9 protein-coding genes and 4 pseudogenes are annotated in these 15,005 nt (G+C 59.4%); 8 read left to right on the top strand and 5 right to left on the bottom strand.

Annotation, left to right across the window (positions count from 1 at the left end; translation table 11 throughout):
* Window positions 1-3 precede the first annotated feature (3 nt).
* The 3 genes from OKW37_RS25805 to OKW37_RS25795 are packed head-to-tail and all read right to left on the bottom strand — an operon-like array spanning window position 4 to window position 4,023.
* The gene (locus OKW37_RS25805) at window positions 4-1,260 is read right to left on the bottom strand and encodes an MFS transporter (RefSeq protein ID WP_429402594.1); all 1,257 of its coding nucleotides are present in this window, start codon (window positions 1,258-1,260) and stop codon (window positions 4-6) included.
* Between the two features lie 31 nt (window positions 1,261-1,291).
* Entirely contained in the window at window positions 1,292-2,224 is a 933-nt protein-coding gene (locus OKW37_RS25800; RefSeq protein ID WP_429402593.1) for a VOC family protein, read from the bottom strand.
* 50 nt (window positions 2,225-2,274) lie between these two features.
* On the bottom strand, window positions 2,275-4,023 hold the full coding sequence (locus OKW37_RS25795) for an FAD-binding protein (protein WP_429402592.1): 1,749 nt from the start codon (window positions 4,021-4,023) through the stop codon (window positions 2,275-2,277).
* A 207-nt stretch (window positions 4,024-4,230) separates the two neighbouring features.
* On the opposite strand from OKW37_RS25795, the gene OKW37_RS25790 reads away from it, so the two are divergent.
* The 6 genes and pseudogenes from OKW37_RS25790 to OKW37_RS25765 all read left to right on the top strand — a co-directional run bounded on the left by OKW37_RS25790 (window position 4,231) and on the right by OKW37_RS25765 (window position 11,106).
* The gene (locus tag OKW37_RS25790) at window positions 4,231-4,893 is read left to right on the top strand and encodes a TetR/AcrR family transcriptional regulator (RefSeq protein ID WP_429402591.1); all 663 of its coding nucleotides are present in this window, start codon (window positions 4,231-4,233) and stop codon (window positions 4,891-4,893) included.
* A gap of 758 nt (window positions 4,894-5,651) precedes the next feature.
* Complete coding sequence (locus OKW37_RS25785) at window positions 5,652-5,882, top strand: site-specific integrase (protein WP_429402590.1); 231 nt, start codon at window positions 5,652-5,654, stop codon at window positions 5,880-5,882.
* 174 nt (window positions 5,883-6,056) lie between these two features.
* A pseudogene (locus tag OKW37_RS25780) lies at window positions 6,057-6,678 on the top strand (MFS transporter); the annotation flags it as partial.
* Window positions 6,679-7,112: 434 nt separating this feature from the next.
* Window positions 7,113-7,611 (top strand): annotated as a pseudogene (locus OKW37_RS25775) (LysR substrate-binding domain-containing protein); the annotation flags it as partial.
* Between the two features lie 178 nt (window positions 7,612-7,789).
* Window positions 7,790-8,708, top strand: a pseudogene (locus OKW37_RS25770) (MBL fold metallo-hydrolase).
* 1,648 nt (window positions 8,709-10,356) lie between these two features.
* Window positions 10,357-11,106, top strand: a complete 750-nt coding sequence (locus OKW37_RS25765) for a response regulator transcription factor (protein ID WP_429402589.1) — start codon at window positions 10,357-10,359, stop codon at window positions 11,104-11,106.
* Here OKW37_RS25765 and OKW37_RS25760 read toward each other — a convergent pair.
* Entirely contained in the window at window positions 11,048-13,051 is a 2,004-nt protein-coding gene (locus OKW37_RS25760; protein WP_429402588.1) for a hybrid sensor histidine kinase/response regulator, read from the bottom strand. The two genes, OKW37_RS25765 and OKW37_RS25760, sit on opposite strands and share 59 nt — an antisense overlap.
* Before the next feature lie 424 nt (window positions 13,052-13,475).
* On the opposite strand from OKW37_RS25760, the gene OKW37_RS25755 reads away from it, so the two are divergent.
* Both OKW37_RS25755 and OKW37_RS25750 read left to right on the top strand, forming a co-directional pair.
* Complete coding sequence (locus tag OKW37_RS25755; protein ID WP_184063215.1) at window positions 13,476-13,742, top strand: hypothetical protein; 267 nt, start codon at window positions 13,476-13,478, stop codon at window positions 13,740-13,742.
* Window positions 13,743-13,912: 170 nt separating this feature from the next.
* Window positions 13,913-14,461 carry a hypothetical protein gene (locus OKW37_RS25750; RefSeq protein ID WP_429402587.1) on the top strand — a complete coding sequence of 183 codons (549 nt, stop codon included), beginning with the start codon at window positions 13,913-13,915 and terminating at the stop codon, window positions 14,459-14,461.
* 140 nt (window positions 14,462-14,601) lie between these two features.
* Here OKW37_RS25750 and OKW37_RS25745 read toward each other — a convergent pair.
* A pseudogene (locus OKW37_RS25745) lies at window positions 14,602-14,845 on the bottom strand (M20/M25/M40 family metallo-hydrolase); the annotation flags it as partial.
* Window positions 14,846-15,005 lie beyond the last annotated feature (160 nt).

The following is a 15,005-nucleotide window of genomic DNA, read 5'->3' as shown; positions in this document are numbered from 1 at the left end:
CTTCTATCCGTGCATCTTGCTTCCGTCCGACTCGTACTTGTACGGCCCGAGACAAAGCACGAGCACGCCCGCGATCACCACTGAAATCGCGATGCCCACGATGGCAACCTTGTACGACCCAGTCAACGTGAACGAGGAACTCAATGCGAAGATGCCGAACGCCCCGCCCTGCGCGAAGAGAAACATCGCGACGCCGAGCACGCGTGCATATAATTGCCTGGGGATATAGCGGCTAGTGATGTACGCCACGATATCGCCCTCCGCGCCCAGACCCAACCCGATGCACAACGCGCCGACATAGAGCATGTTCAGCGAATTCGTGGTATTGAGCACGATCACGCCTGCGGCGCAGATCGCAAAGATGACCCCTGTTAGCACTGGTGCGAACATGCGGTCCAGCAGCGCGCCGACCACGAAACGCGATGCGATCGAACTGAGACTCACGGCAGAAAGCACCGCCACGGCCGTCGCCGGCACGAAGCCGCGATCAATGGTCATTGAGACCATCTGCGACATCATTCCGTAGGTGGACGCCGATACGAAGAAAACTGCAAAGCAGATGAGCCAGAACGCGCGATGGCTCAATACGGTGCGCATCGGCACGCCCGCGGAATGGCCTTGCGCTTTCGCCGCGAGCCGCTCGCGTTCCCATGCCTTCGGCATGCGCAATACGAAGATGTAAGCCAGCGCGGGAAGCACGGCGCCGATCGCGCCCATCGCCACGAAGACGGTGCGCCATCCGTGCTCCTTCAATATGAAGGAGATGATGAACGGCGTCAGCGTTCCACAAAGCCCGAGCCCGACGTTCAGGATACCGAGCGCAAGACCGCGATTGTTTTCGAACCACGCGGTGACCACGATCGAATAGACCGTCGGCGTCACCGCGCCCGCACCGAGGCCGATGAAGGCGCAGATGACATAGAGCACCATCAGGCTGGGCGGCAGCAGCGACAGCACCATGATGCCAACGCCGAACAGAATTGCCATGGGTGTGGCAATGCGAATGCCGTATCGGTCGACGAGAAAGCCCAGCGCCAGCAACCCGATGCCGTCGCACACCGTGAAGATAGACAGCCCCGATGAAATCTGCAGGCGATTCCACCCAAAGGTGCTCACCAGCGAAGGCGTGAGCACGTTGAACAGCACGTTGACCACGTTGACGCCGAAGATCAGCGCAACGAATCCTGTCAGCACATACAGCCAGGGGCGAAGCTTGCATGTCTGTCCGATTGCAGCGGCGCTTGCCGATGTTGTCTCCATGGACGTCTCCTCACTCTTTTCGTTTTAAGGCTTAAGGTTTGGCTGGGCAGAATCCCCAGCGGATGCCGAGGGTTTGGGCGGCATCAGTAAACAAGCCCTCTTTTGCGCGCTCGAACGGCACGCGCTGCGCTTCGAGATGCGCTGCGGTCTTTACCAGGTCTTCGACTTCGAAGGTGAGGCCGACGTAGCGATCGCTCTTGGCCGCTGCGCCATCGATATCCACGATGCTGCCGCTGCGCGGTGTAGCGAATCGCAGATTCGATTTCGCGTAAGCGATCGTCACGTAGTCGGAGTCGAACGATTCGTCGTGACCTTCATCGACGATCTTGCCGCCGAGCACATCGACATACAGGCGAATGGCGCGGCAGCGGTCTTGCGTCAGGATGTGGTGATACGCGGATCGCACGATGCCCAGCGGATCGTTCGCGTCCACGCAGCCGTCTTCCCAGTTCGCAGCGAGACGCGGATCGCCCTTCTCCGAGTAATAGTCCCAGTGCCTGCGGCCCATTTCGAAGAACTCGTAGGTCAGGCCTGTATCTTCGGGAATGGACCAGATCATCGGGCAATCCGCGACCATGTTCGACGGCGGCACCTCGCCGTTGCGGATGACAGCGCCTTCCTGATTGCGCGTGCGAAAACCGTGTTTTTCGAGCTGGATGGAAACCGCTTTGATGTCGTCCGTGTACCACGCGATATCGACGAGCTGGCGAACCTCCGGATACACCGCCTTTTTTCCATTGGGCAGCTTCAGAAGCGGCGGGCACAATGCATCCAGGCACACGTCCGCGATCACATAGAAATACGAGTAGTTCAGCGGATACGTCGGGTTGAGCCATTCGACATTCCACTTCTCTTCCCAGCGCACCGGCGGGCGATTGAACACGCGAGCAAACCACTCGGTCGTCTGGTTCAGACTATCGACGAGCACGGTTGGATGGAACATCATTGGCATCGGGTTGAACATATGTTGCGTCCTTTGTGGTTTACGCGACGAATCGTGGAAGCGATCGGGTATCAGCCGAGCTGATTCAGGCTTGAAGCGGCGTTGGCGAAGAGCGCGACGTCCGACTTGCCCGCCGCATGCATGACCGCGCGATAGGCGAAGGTCAGCGCGGGCCCCAAGGTCGTGCCGGGCCCGGGATAGGTGCCGAGCATCACCGAAGCCATGTCGTTGCCACAGGCATAAAGGCCCGTTACCACCTCGCCGTTCTCGTCGATCACCTGCGCGTCCGCGTTCGTGCGCACGCCCGCGCTGGTTCCGATGTCACCGGGCCAAACGGCGAGCGCGACGAACGGTCCCTGTTTGATTTCGGCGAGACACGGGTTTGGCTTCACGGCAGCGTCGCCGTTGAATCGATTGAGTTCGGTCTCGCCCTTACCGAAGTCGCTGTCCTTTCCCTGTCGCGCAAGTTCGTTGTAGCGGCCGATGGTGTTTGTCAACTCGGATGCGCTCACCTTGAGCTTGAGCGCGAGTTCTTCAATCGAATTTGCAATGTGAAGATATCCGCTGCGTTCGAACGGCTTGAGGTTGCGCGTTTCAGGATAGATCGCGCCGAGACCGTACTTCTCGACAAATTCGGCTTCGCAGATGAGATAGGCTGGCGTGCCGCGTGCGGGGCCGTTGTCGGAGAGCATGGCATCGACGAAATCGTGGTAAGAACAGGCCTCGTTCACGAAGCGCCGTCCCTTTCCATTGATGGCGATCAACCCCGGCTTCGCACGATCGAGCAGCAGATGGGGGAACAGGCCCGAGCTTCCGTCGGCACGCTTCACCACCGACATCGGCGTCCAGAATCCGCCCCGGCCATGTTCCTTGGCGGCAATCGAAGCACCTGACTTGCGCGCGAGTTCTATGCCATCGCCCGTATTGGCCGCGCAGGCGAGCGAATAGTCTGCGGGGTTCGTCGGCATAAGCTCCGAGCGCAAGGCCGCGCTGTGACCGAAGCCGCCCGTGGCGATGACCACGCCCTTTCGTGTACGAATCCGCTCGGTTGCGCCGCTGGACTCCACGACCGCTCCGATTACGGCATTGCCATCCATGATCAGGCGTGTCGCGTGAGCGTTGAACAGGAACGGAACGTCCCGCTTACGAAGGCTATGAAACAGGCGCGCGACGAGTGCATTGCCCATCACCAGACGCGTGCCGCGACTGAAGCGCATTCGATCGAGCAGGTATCGCGAAACCAGACGTCCCGAATAAACGAAGTTTTTGATCGAGCGAAAGCGGCCGAGTAGCGGAGGCAAGTCCGCCTTGCCGACCATCATTCCACCGAGCACTAGAAACTCGGGAATGGGCGGGCGAACCTTTTCGAACGCCGAGCCAAGCAAGCGGCCGTCGAAGGTTTCGGGGACCAAAGCTCTGCCATACACGGCCGAACCCGGCATGTCGCGATAGTCCGGATGCTTGCCGCAGGGGACGAAGCGCACTTCGGAGCGTTCGCGCAAATAGTCCACGACGCGCGGACCGGTGGCGAGATAAGCATCGCGGATCGGGTCACGCTCGTCTGTTCCCGCTAAGGCGCGCATGTAGCATTCGGCATCCTTCGGATCGTCTTTGAAGCCGGCGTCGAGGCTCTGCTTATTGCCCGGGATCCAGATCGAACCGGCGGAAGTCGAGGCAGTGCCGCCCACCAGATCGGTCTTCTCCACCACCAGGGGTTGAAGACCTTCGATCGAAGCGATGAGCGCAGCCGTCATGCCGCCCGCTCCGGCTCCTAGGACGAGTACATCGACTTCACGGTTCCAGAGGTTGTCTACTGACATGGTGATCTCTCCGATTCTGGCAAGTAACAAGTCAGGCGACCAATAATAGCAGGTCGGTTGACTTGTTATCAATGACGAAAGGATCAGGGAAAACGCGCGGAAACGCTGTCGAGGGCGCAAACATGGGACTCAGGAGTCGATTTCCCTTGAGCAGCGGGTGGTTTATAATCGTTCACGTGACTTGTTATTTGGCGATCAGGGAGCACTATGAGCACCGATACACCGAACATCGACGGTCAGGCTCGACCAAGAGAACGGGCGTATTCGACCAAACGCCGTGGCAACCGCACGACGCGGGTGCCCGCGATTCTTGACGCGGCGATACAGGTCTTCGCCACAAGCGGCGATATCGGATTCACGCAGCGGAGGATTGCGACTGAAGCGGGCACTCAGCTCGGCACCTTGCAGCATTACTTCGACAGTCGTGAGGCGCTGCTCAAGGCGACCATCGAAGAGAGCTCACGTCGATACATGGCCATTTCGCACGAGATCGTGCTGCACTCGAAGCTATCACCGACCGGCCGGCTCGAGGCGTTCATCGATCACACGTTCGACACCTTTACCGCGCCTGAATCGCTCGTCAGTCCGTTCGCGTTCGAATGCTGGTCGCTGGCAGAGCGGCACGAATGGATGCGCGAGCTTATGGAAAAAGTGAGCGAGACCTATCACTCGCTGTTCAGCGATCTGGTCGGACAGATCAATCCAAAACTCACCGTCGAGGAGACACGGATTCGCGGCGCCTTCATCTACTCGCACTGGCAAGGACTGATGGTTTTTCTGCGACGCTCGCGGTTCGGTCAGGACCATCCGTCGATATTGAAGGCGCCCGTGAAAGAAAAATGGCTGGCACTGGCGCTGGAGATGCCCTGACCCGCTTCGGCCAGGCGGACGCCGCTACGAGTTCATCCATCCACTTTCGGCGTCGCGGATTCCTGCAAGCTTCGCGGGGCGGCGCCGACCGCGGCGTGCGAAAGCGTCGATGACGGCCAGTTCATGGACGGGACCCGTAGCCTTCCAGTCCGGCACCGCCTATGTGATCGTCGATGACGTCGCGTCTGCCGGAGCAACGAAGGAGTCGCACCGGATCGATCCCGATACCGTTCGGCTGGAAGTCGAGGCTGCTGGGTTCGAATTCACAACGGAGCACAACGCCCTGCGCAACTGCCACGATCCTCATACATCGAGCATCTTCGCAGGGATCCGGCGTTGGCTCACGTACTGCTTGGATGCACCAACGTATGGTCCGATCGGCCCGTCGGCGAAACCGTCTTTGTCAGTGCGGTGGGAGCGGCGAACGATGCCCATGGTGATCTCCAGAAGTGGGACCACCACTGCATCTACAGATGAGAACTATGTCCAGTTCCTTACTCGCCCGCCTTGCTCGAGCTTTGCCATGCTTGGGTCGGCGTAGTCAGCGACCGGCCATCTGCGCATTGTTGCGACCTGAGCATAGGGGTCGTTGTACTAAACCGCTGAGGCGGTAGTGGGGGGAGAGCAGGAGTCAGTGCCTCGCGTTCGCCTCGTGCGGTTGCCTGATGCCGAACCACAGCGAACTGGCGGGAAGGCCACCAGGAACAGGATGGAGATGCCCGACCGGGTATTCCATCCACTGTTCCAGGAGGCTCGCCATGACGCCGCTGCGCCAACGCATGCTGCACGACATGCAGCTCCGCAACCTTGCGCTGAACACGCAGAAGACCTATCTCCAGCAGGTTTCCCGTTTTGCCCGACACTTCCAGCGTTCACCGGAGGCGCTCGGCCCCGACGAGATTCGCGCCTGGATCATCCACCTGACCAACGAACGCAAGCTTGCGCCAGCGAGTGTGCAACTGGCCGTCGGCGCGTTGCGTTTCCTGTAACGAACCTCGCTCAGACGCGACTGGAGCGACGAGGACTTTCCCTTGCCCAGGCGGCCCGTGAAGCTTCCGGTCATCCTCAGCTTCGATGAAGTCACACGTTTCTTCGAGTCGATTCCCAGCCTGAGGCAGCGTGCCATCCTGATGACTGCATACGCCGCTGGCCTGCGTGTGTCGGAGGTCAGCTTTTTCCGAAGAGCAGGCACACGGAAAAGTTCCTCCTTCCCCGGTCATCGAGGTCCTTCGCCAAAGTTGGAGCGACGTTTTGCGCGTTGTCTGCATGGCACTTGCCGCGGTCACCGCGCTTTTGGCGACCGTCTTCGGCGCGACCTATGCCGTCCAGCCGGCGTACGGTATTGGCTTTCCTGCCGGCGTCTTTCTGTGGGTGCCGGTCCTCGGCAACCTTTGCTCGGTAATACTGATCCCGCTCGTCGGCAACCTCTCGGACAAGATCGGTCGCAGGCCCCCCGTTATCGTCGGCGTTGTGAGCTCCGGGAGCTTCGCTTTCGGCTACCTGTACGCCATCAGCATCCACAGTATCTTGCTCTCACTGGTCTTCTCGGTGCTCATGTGGGGCGTCGCTTACCAAGGCTTCAACGGCGTCTTCCCGAGTCTTTTCCCCGAACTGTTCCGCACGCGCGTGCGTGTCACCGGCATGGCGATTGGACAGAACGTAGGGACGACTGTGTGTGCCTTGCTGCCGTCGCTTTTTGTCGCCGTCGCGCCCCCGGGGTCCACCAACATCCCGTTGAAGATTGGCTGTCTCACATTCGGCATTTGTCTGGTTGCCGCGTTTGCTGTTGAAGATCGTTAATTTTGCTAGCGGTGTCCATTAGGGCGCTAGTGTTGTCCGTTAATTTTGCTAGCGCAGGTGGCCGGCACCCCGCGACAGGCGTTTTTCGCGGTAACGGCTGATCGCACGATGCGCGGCATCGAGGTGATTCGATAGCCGGAATACGGACGCTGGCACCGTTTCCAAAAGCCTGTGGTGTACGCTACACAAAATTCGGCTGTCGGATCGCCTACGTTCATGCAAAGCCCGGTTCAGCGCGTCAAGCACAGAGTCCGTCTGCGTTGACCCTGATACACGCCAGCCAACGATGCGAACGCGCGGCCGGCATTGCCGCATACACGCCACGCGAGCGACGGCTCGAGCGTGCTGAAGATGAGCGTCGAAAGCAGCACCGCGACGCCGTATCCGACAGCCCAGCCGGCCTGCAGCGAACCGCCCGCGCGGATCGCTATGACATCGGCGTACGGCTTGGCGACCAGGTGGGCAAAGACATGGTCGCTGTACGCATTGCGCCGGACATGACGATGGCGATCGTAGGATCGCCAGACTACCTGCAGTCAAGACCTGCTGCGAAGACGCCACATGATCTGACCCTGCACAACTGCATCAATCTGCGACTGCCGACGCGGGATTCGCTGTTTTCTTGGCAACTTTGTAAAGGACAGCGAGAATTGCAGGTCCGAGTCGATGGCCAGCTCACGTTCAATAACGTTTATCAGATGGTCTGACGCAGCGCTGGGCGGCTTCGGGCTTGCATACGTGCCCAAGGATCTCATCGACGGTCACGTCAAGGCTGGCCGGCTGAGTTGGGTCCTCGCAGACCGTTTTCCGACCTTTGTCGGGCATCACGTCTGCTATCCGAGCCGGCGCAAATCGTCACGAGCGGTGCAACTCTTCGTGGACGCGCTGAAGGCTGGATTCAGGCATCGGGCGCGGTAAGTGCCGTTTGACTACCGAAAGAGCGCGCGTCAGGCTGGGGAACACCAACACGGCTGCAGAAACTAGGCATGGACCATGCGGGTCATCGTAGTCTAATGGTCGCAACAACCCTCCGAGGACCGCGACACGCGGACGATCGTCGAGCCGGCTGATGTGCACATCGGCCAGGGAGCACCAAATGAAGCCCATACGTAATAGCGACTCTGTTTCAGGCGAGTGGTACATCGATACTGCGTGCATCAATTGCGGTGCATCGCGTCACGTCGCGCCAGAGCTGATTGTTGAACGAAACGACAAGAGTGTCTTCGTTCGGCAGCCGGCGACGCCAGAAGAGCAACTTAATGCCTGGCGTGCGATGCTTGTGTGTCCTACGGCATCGGTACGCAGTGAAACAAAACAGCCTCGCCCGAACGCCGCGATTTTTCCACAGCCGTTCACCTCGGACGTGTGGCGCTGTGGATTCAACGCGCGGACGTCGTTCGGAGCACATTTAGAGAACGACAATTACCTTGGCGGGCGGCCATCGTAATTGACAATCTACACACATTCTTATTTTGCATCGCGTCCGGAAGGCAATCTGCTGATCGACTCCCCTCGCTATGCGGCGGAGCTGGTGGAATGGTTTGACGGCGCCGGCGGTATTGCGCACATTCTGCTGTCGCATAGTGACGACGTCGCAGACGCTGACCAATACGCGCGTCGATTCGGTGCTCGCGTCTGGATTCATCGGGAGGACGCGTCGGCTGCCCCATATGCTACGGATCTGCTCGACGACGGGTCAGCAACGAACATTGCGATCAACGTTCGCGCGATCCCTGTACCCGGACACACTCGGGGTAGCGTCGTGTACCTGCTTGATGATCGCGTGATGTTCTCGGGTGATTCACTTGCCTGGAGCCCACTCAAGAAGGACCTCGTCGCGTTCAGGGACGCGTGCTGGTACTCATGGACGGAGCTCACCGATTCGCTGAGCAGGCTGGCCATGTATCGCTTCGAATGGTTGGTTGCTTCCCGGTCACAGTTGGTTCGCGCAATTGCCGGCCGAGCAAATGAATTCGCGCTTGCTCGCATTGGTTGCGCGCATGCGACAAGACTGAAGTGGCCGCTCCCGCAACTGATTTTGTAATCATCCTTGCGCGACCGCAGCATCGCCTGCATACCGCTGCATGAGGCCCGGAACGCAGATCCGACTTCAACTAGATTTGTAAGCATCGCAGTCGCGCCGGCAATTAGATTATTATTCGCTGAACGATTTCAACCAATGTTGTAAAGGAATGGGCGGCCAGATGCGATCATGGCGCACAAGCCGAAAGCCCTCTTCTGGCGCATACGCATGGAAGGCATGCACGCGATGGCAAGAGGCGCGAGCGCTAACAAAAATAGTTGAACCCTATTAACAGATTTAGTTGTGTGAGCGACGGATGCATTTGCAAAAAACGTATCAGGAACCGGACTGTCAAGATAAGTTTGCTTCTCTTTACGGCGGCATTTCGTTGCATGAGTTGGGCAATACCCACGAGGCGGCCGATGACGCGGCCGCGCCGGTCCGGCACTGATCGGTCATTGATGCACTGTGCCGCAGCACTGGAGACTTTTGCTACGCATTCCATATTTATTGACGCAAAGAGTCGGCGATGGCAGCCTCTCCAGCGTGGCTCCCCATCGCCGTTCCTCTTTCGTTACATACCAAGAATCTCTCCCAAACGACGCAGTCCACCGTGCTGACCAGCACGTCGATTGATGCCGGAGCTAGCGACTGGTGCTAATGGACTTCGCTAGCATTCATCGCGAACGCCAACTGCTGCCGGGTTCCTGGAGCAGTTCGGACTAGCACCGGAGTTACGACCCCAAGTTCGCATGATTCGATCATCGCGCGCTGGCCTTGCGCCGGCGACGACCCGGACGATGCGCGCCTGGTAGCGCAGCAGCGTGCCGATCGGCGGCGCTTGCCGGCGGACTCCTGATCGTTCCTTTTGCTTAGCGAACTGGTGTTCAGGCAGTTGCCACGCCGCTGGCCGGATTGACTTTCGGCCGGCGGTCCTGCCAGGTCCGAGGCGACCGGTCCAGGTGGTCGACTGCGCATGGCCAAACGAAAGATGCGGAAAACGTTCTCCGGCGACGCCGGACGGCGACGAGCCATCCGTCACCGCGGTCTGCCGCGCGAACAGATCATGGCCGGCTGTCAGCCCGCTGTCAGGCGCCGTTCACGGCATCCTTGAACGCCTTGCCCCGCCGTGAACCTGACCGTCTTCGCCGCCTAACGGCTAATTATCGATGAGCAAAACTGAATTCGCGCAATTGAGTGCCAACATCGCTCTGCCCAAGTAGGCGTTCCCGAACAACTCTCAGCGGCTTACGCAGCAAGAATCCGATGCGGAAATGGAGTTGCGTGATTTACATGGTGCGTGCATATTGCCGCACGAATCCTGCAAATTTTGACGAAGTGGGGATTGGCCCGAAGACGCCGGTGCCAGAGGGAGATTTCTTGCGCCAACCGCTGCGCGAGCAGGTCAAGTTGAAGCGTCCGCTCGTGAGTTTATCCCCATTCCGGTAGGCTTGAATCGCCGGACGACGGGCAAAAACCGCCACATTCGAGGAAATGTCCTATTGGTCAGCCGTCGCCGTCCGGGGCATCGGTACACTGCATGTACTATTGGTCTGACACAACGCAAGACCGCCACGGATGTAGCATCATCCGCTGCGTCATTGCGGCCCGCTTCGAAAGCGGTTCAGGGAGACGATGGAATGCGCGTACTGATCGTCGACGATCACGAACTGTTCAGAGCCGGACTGGCGCTTCTGCTGAGACAGATCTTTCCGGACATCGAGTTGCTGCACGCGAGTACGTTGTCACAAGGTTTGAATCATGCGCTCGGCGAATTCCTGAACATCGTTTTTCTCGACCTCGACCTTCCCGATGGTCACGGTTGCGACGCGCTTGCCGAATTGAAGGAGTCGCGCCCGTCTTTACCGGTGATTGTGATCTCGGCCGACGGTAGCGTGGAAACCATTGGCCGATGCATCGAACTTCGCGCCATGGGATACGTGCCCAAATCGTCATCTCCTGAAGCGCTCCATGCGGCGATAAGCGCGGTGCTGGCCGGCGGCGTATTCCTGCCTGCGTCAAGCATCGCGACGCTCAGGCGTGACATGAGCACAGACGACGCCCCCGCGGATGAACCTCGGCACCACCAGTCGGGAGGCAACTCAGAAATGAGCACCGCATCTGAACTGGGACTGACTCCGAGAGAGTTCGAAACCTTGGCGTGGCTGGTGCGCGGGCTTCCATCCAAGGTCATCGCGCTGAAAATGGGGCTCGAGGACATTACCGTACGGAAATACATCAGTCATCTGCTCGCGCATTTCAATCTGCGGCGCCGTACGGAACTGATCGTGATGCTTGCAGATAGAGGGATCAAACTTGGCGTTCCGCCAGTCACGGATCCCGCACATGACAAAAGTCTGCCGGCTGTTGGGCGGCAACGAACCGGCTGACTTCAACGAGCGTGTTTTCTGGCGCGGAAGACTTGCGCAGCAACACGAAAGGCTGGGAAAAATCGCGAAGTGAGGGCGGGGAAATCAGCTCGCCCGTGATGAACGCAACGGGCAGCGCGCCCGCCCAGTCGAAACGCCGCCTGATCCGTTCGGCAAGCTCAATGCCGTTTGGCCCTTCGCGCAGCCGTATATCGGTGACGAGGACGTCGGGTGCGCGGCCTTCATCGGCCAGAATCGCTTCGAAGCCCGTCATTGACCCGGCAGTATCCACGAGTGCGCCCGCGCTGATAAACAGCCGCCGCAGACCTTCGAGAACGGTCGGTTCGTCGTCGCAAAGCAGGACGTATTTGCCCTTGAGCACGGACGTGTATGCATCATCCTTTCGGTCCTCCGTCCCGATGACCGGCGTCATTATCGAAATTGGAGCGTACAGGGAAAAGTGCGACCCGCGCCCTTCGACCGAATAGAACCTCAAGCTGTGCCCCGGCAGAATCCCAATGACCCGTTGGACGATGGACAGCCCGAGCCCCAAGCCTTTCGAGCGATCGCGGCCCGGGTTGTCAATCTGATAGTACTCGGCGAATATCGCATCCCGATGTGCGGGCGAGATACCGACGCCCGTATCCCAGACGTCGATACGAAGCCGTTCGCCGACCTCCACCCACCCGATAACGACGCCTCCCATGCGGGTGTTCTTGATCGCGTTCGATACGAGGTTGGACAATACCCGCTTGAACAGCGAGCGGTCGCTTTCAATGGGCGGCGGGCGGCGCAAGCGCATGGTGCTTCTGATTTCGATGCCCTGCGATCTCGCCGGTTCAAGATATTGTTCAAAAACATCGGCCAGCACGGCTTGTGTATCGATCGGCGACAGGCTTGGAACGTACGAACCTAGTTCGCTGTAGTCCTGAATGTTCTTGAACATGTCGAGGATGTCGCCTGCCGTCTCCTCGATGACGTCGAGATCATGCGTTGCGGCGTGACCAGCTTCGAGCTTTGTCCGCGCGCTGCGGATGAAGAGGTTGATTGCGGCGAGCGGCTGCTGGATGTCGTGATAGGCCGATGAAAAGAACCGTTCCTTCTCTCTGACCAGCTCTCTCATGCGTTCATTCTGCCGTTTGACAGCGGAGGACGCCGCCTGAACGCGTGCGTTTGCTGCGCGCAATGTCCGCCTGAACATAAATTCACGGCGGGCAGCGCGTTCAAACTGAATGCAGATGACAACGCCCATAAAATACATGATGGCCAACACAGACCCACGGGACGCCCAGCCAGCGCCCACCGTGGAAGCGCCCGTCCGTGGCCAGAGAGAAAGGGTAAGGTGAAAGCTTACAACGCCCAGCCCGACTAACCACGCTGCCGTGATTGCTCGAAGTCGGAGCAATGTGAATATCGTGAAAAGGACAAGTAAAAATTCGGGGAATACTTCCCGGAAAGCCAAGGCCGCCGGGTAAAGCTCCATCAACTGCAAGAGGGTGAACCAGCAGCTCAGCATCCATACGCAAAGCAATCCGACCACCCAGCGTTCGTCGAAGGCACGCGGTCCCCACATCAAACATATCGGCACAGCCATACCCACGGCACCTGCGAGCCGCAGATAGCCAACGTGAAAGATGATGCTGGGATCGACCCGGGTCAGCAGCCACCAATCGCGGCGAGCAAACAGGATCCACAGCAGGAGGCTGGCGGCGCCAGCCAGCCTGCGTTGGCCGGCGTAGCGGCGCGCATAGTCAGTACGGAACGCGCGCTCGAGATCTGCCGAGGCAAACTTGCGTACCACGAAGCCTGACAATTTCATAAGGCCTGCCGGACCAGAAAAATCACCGTGGGATAGTGCTCCACATCGATGAGCTTTATCGCCGCAACACTGGCTGGAAAGATCTCCACCGATCGTGGCTAACGGAGCAATGCGGCGAATTGCAGCGAAAGCGATGTCGAAGGCCACGGATGCACAACGCCCTCGTCCGTAGCCGCGGTGCGATAAAAACAGAATAGCAGGTCGCCATCCCTACCATCAGCCACAAATGTATCAGCGACGTGACGTGCCCGCAGCTGGACCGTTCAGGAAGGACCGCCGTCGGGAGGCGAATGTCCGACACGTCATCGGGATCGGGATTGGGATCGGACATCGACAGTGCATACATCTTTCGCCGACGGTGGTTGTTCATCGCCTACGCATGTGCGTTGCGATGGCGTTTCGGCTGGCCAAGAATGAATATGACAGCAACGCTGACAGGGCAGTCATCGAGTGCACCTGGATCGGCTGATCGTCGCAAGGAGGCCGAATCTGCGTTGGCTCGTGCGAAGAATGCTGTGGGTCGGCGAGAGAGTGAACACGCCGATCTCTTAAACTTCGAAGGAGTACTCTCATGAAACTTTATCAATCGGTTACCGTCTGTCTTGTCGTGGTGGCTGGAGTGACAGCAGATGGATGCTTCGCCCAATCAGCGACCAACCAGCAGGAGTCCGTAGCGGCTGGCAGCACCCAGCAGGCTCCGGCGGTCGCGGTTCCGGCTGCCACATCGGCAGATCCTGTTCTCCCCGGAAAAACACGCGAGCAGGTGATGCGCGAGCTGGAGGATTTCCAGAAAAATGGCGAAGCAGCGAAGATGGTCGAGCTTTACCGAGGCAGCTAGGTGAGGGGCGCGGGCCAGAAGGATGTTTCGACTATCGAACCGTCACCTTCACCGTCGTCGGCGTGTATAGATCCCTCAGTTCTGGATCTCAACGATGCTATTTCGTCGAGCGGAGGGCCGTCGAGCTGCTCAGTGTCTGGACGATCAGTTGCTGGTGCGCGGTCCTGAGAATGGTGCAGATCTATCCGGGCGACCTGGCTTGGCGGCAAGCCTATCCGATCCTGACGTTTTCCCTTTTCATGATATTCATGGCATTCCGGCTCCGAGGGATCACGGCGGCGTGGCTGATCGGGCTATGCGTTGTCAGTTACCTGGTCATGCTCTATTTCAAGCCCAGCGGCCAGAGCGTCGACGCGCGCGTGGAGTCGGTGATTGCGCACGCCACGATGGTGCCGATGATGTATGTCGTCGGTTTGCTCGTCACCATTCCACTGAAACGTGCCGCGAGCGCGGGCGCGTTCGTGCACGCCGCAGAATCGATGGATGGATTTGACGTCATCCTCGCCGATGACAGCCGCATTCCCGATCTCATCGTCACCGATATCCGGCGGCGCGACGGAGCCACTGGCAAGGAGGTTGCTGATAGCATTAGGCGTCATTTCGCGTGGGCAGGCGTTATTCCCGTCGCATTTCTCACCGGCGAGCTGCTGTCCGATCGCGTCCTTCGACTTCCCCGAAGCGTGGTGATCTGGGCGATGTTCTTCATCAGACCACGATAGCGGGTCTTCACGTAACCGCAATGACGGGCGTTGCCGCAAGCGCTTCATCCAGCGCATCTCCAAACCGGATGCCTCCGGCGTCGCGCGATTCGCGGTAGCCCGCGAGCAATGCGGGATCGAGAACGCACTCGAACCCCCGCGCCGGGCGCAAAACGACTGCCTTCCTCGTTCGTCCACGCGACGACCTCGACAGGATGCCGTGTCGCGATGCCCGCTCGATCCAGCGCGCGAAGCACTTCGAGCCCTGCCAGCCCGCCGTAAGCGCCGTCCAGGCGTCCGCCTGCGGGCTGTGTATCGATTGCCGGTCAGGACCGGTGGCAGATCCTCGAGACAGTTGCGACGAAAGAACAGGTTCGCGCAATCGTCGACGTAAGTCTCCCAGCCGCGATCTCGCGGTGTCAGCGCTTCTCGAGACACGCGCCATCGGTGCGGCGTCCGAACGCGGCCAGTCGCGATAGACAGCATCAAGGCTGTCGCCGTCGAGCAAGCTGACGATTCGGGCGGCTATCGGCTGATCGCTCGTGCACGGATCGAACACTTCCTG

This window comes from Paraburkholderia sp. MM5482-R2 (assembly GCF_050436125.1).
GTDB classification, from domain to species: domain Bacteria; phylum Pseudomonadota; class Gammaproteobacteria; order Burkholderiales; family Burkholderiaceae; genus Paraburkholderia; species Paraburkholderia tuberum.
Note: the sequence above shows the minus strand (reverse complement) of the source record. Positions and strands in the feature narration are given on the sequence as shown.

Bases quoted from the DNA above. Each gene is read 5' to 3' on its own strand.
- OKW37_RS25800 (WP_429402593.1), bottom strand. From the start codon at position 2,224: ATGTTCAACCCGATGCCAATGATGTTCCATCCAACCGTGCTCGTCGAT.
- OKW37_RS25805 (WP_429402594.1), bottom strand. From the start codon at position 1,260: ATGGAGACAACATCGGCAAGCGCCGCTGCAATCGGACAGACATGCAAG.
- OKW37_RS25755 (WP_184063215.1), top strand. From the start codon at position 13,476: ATGAAACTTTATCAATCGGTTACCGTCTGTCTTGTCGTGGTGGCTGGA.
- OKW37_RS25750 (WP_429402587.1), top strand. From the start codon at position 13,913: ATGGTGCAGATCTATCCGGGCGACCTGGCTTGGCGGCAAGCCTATCCG.
- OKW37_RS25790 (WP_429402591.1), top strand. From the start codon at position 4,231: ATGAGCACCGATACACCGAACATCGACGGTCAGGCTCGACCAAGAGAA.
- OKW37_RS25765 (WP_429402589.1), top strand. From the start codon at position 10,357: ATGCGCGTACTGATCGTCGACGATCACGAACTGTTCAGAGCCGGACTG.
- OKW37_RS25795 (WP_429402592.1), bottom strand. From the start codon at position 4,023: ATGTCAGTAGACAACCTCTGGAACCGTGAAGTCGATGTACTCGTCCTA.
- OKW37_RS25785 (WP_429402590.1), top strand. From the start codon at position 5,652: ATGACGCCGCTGCGCCAACGCATGCTGCACGACATGCAGCTCCGCAAC.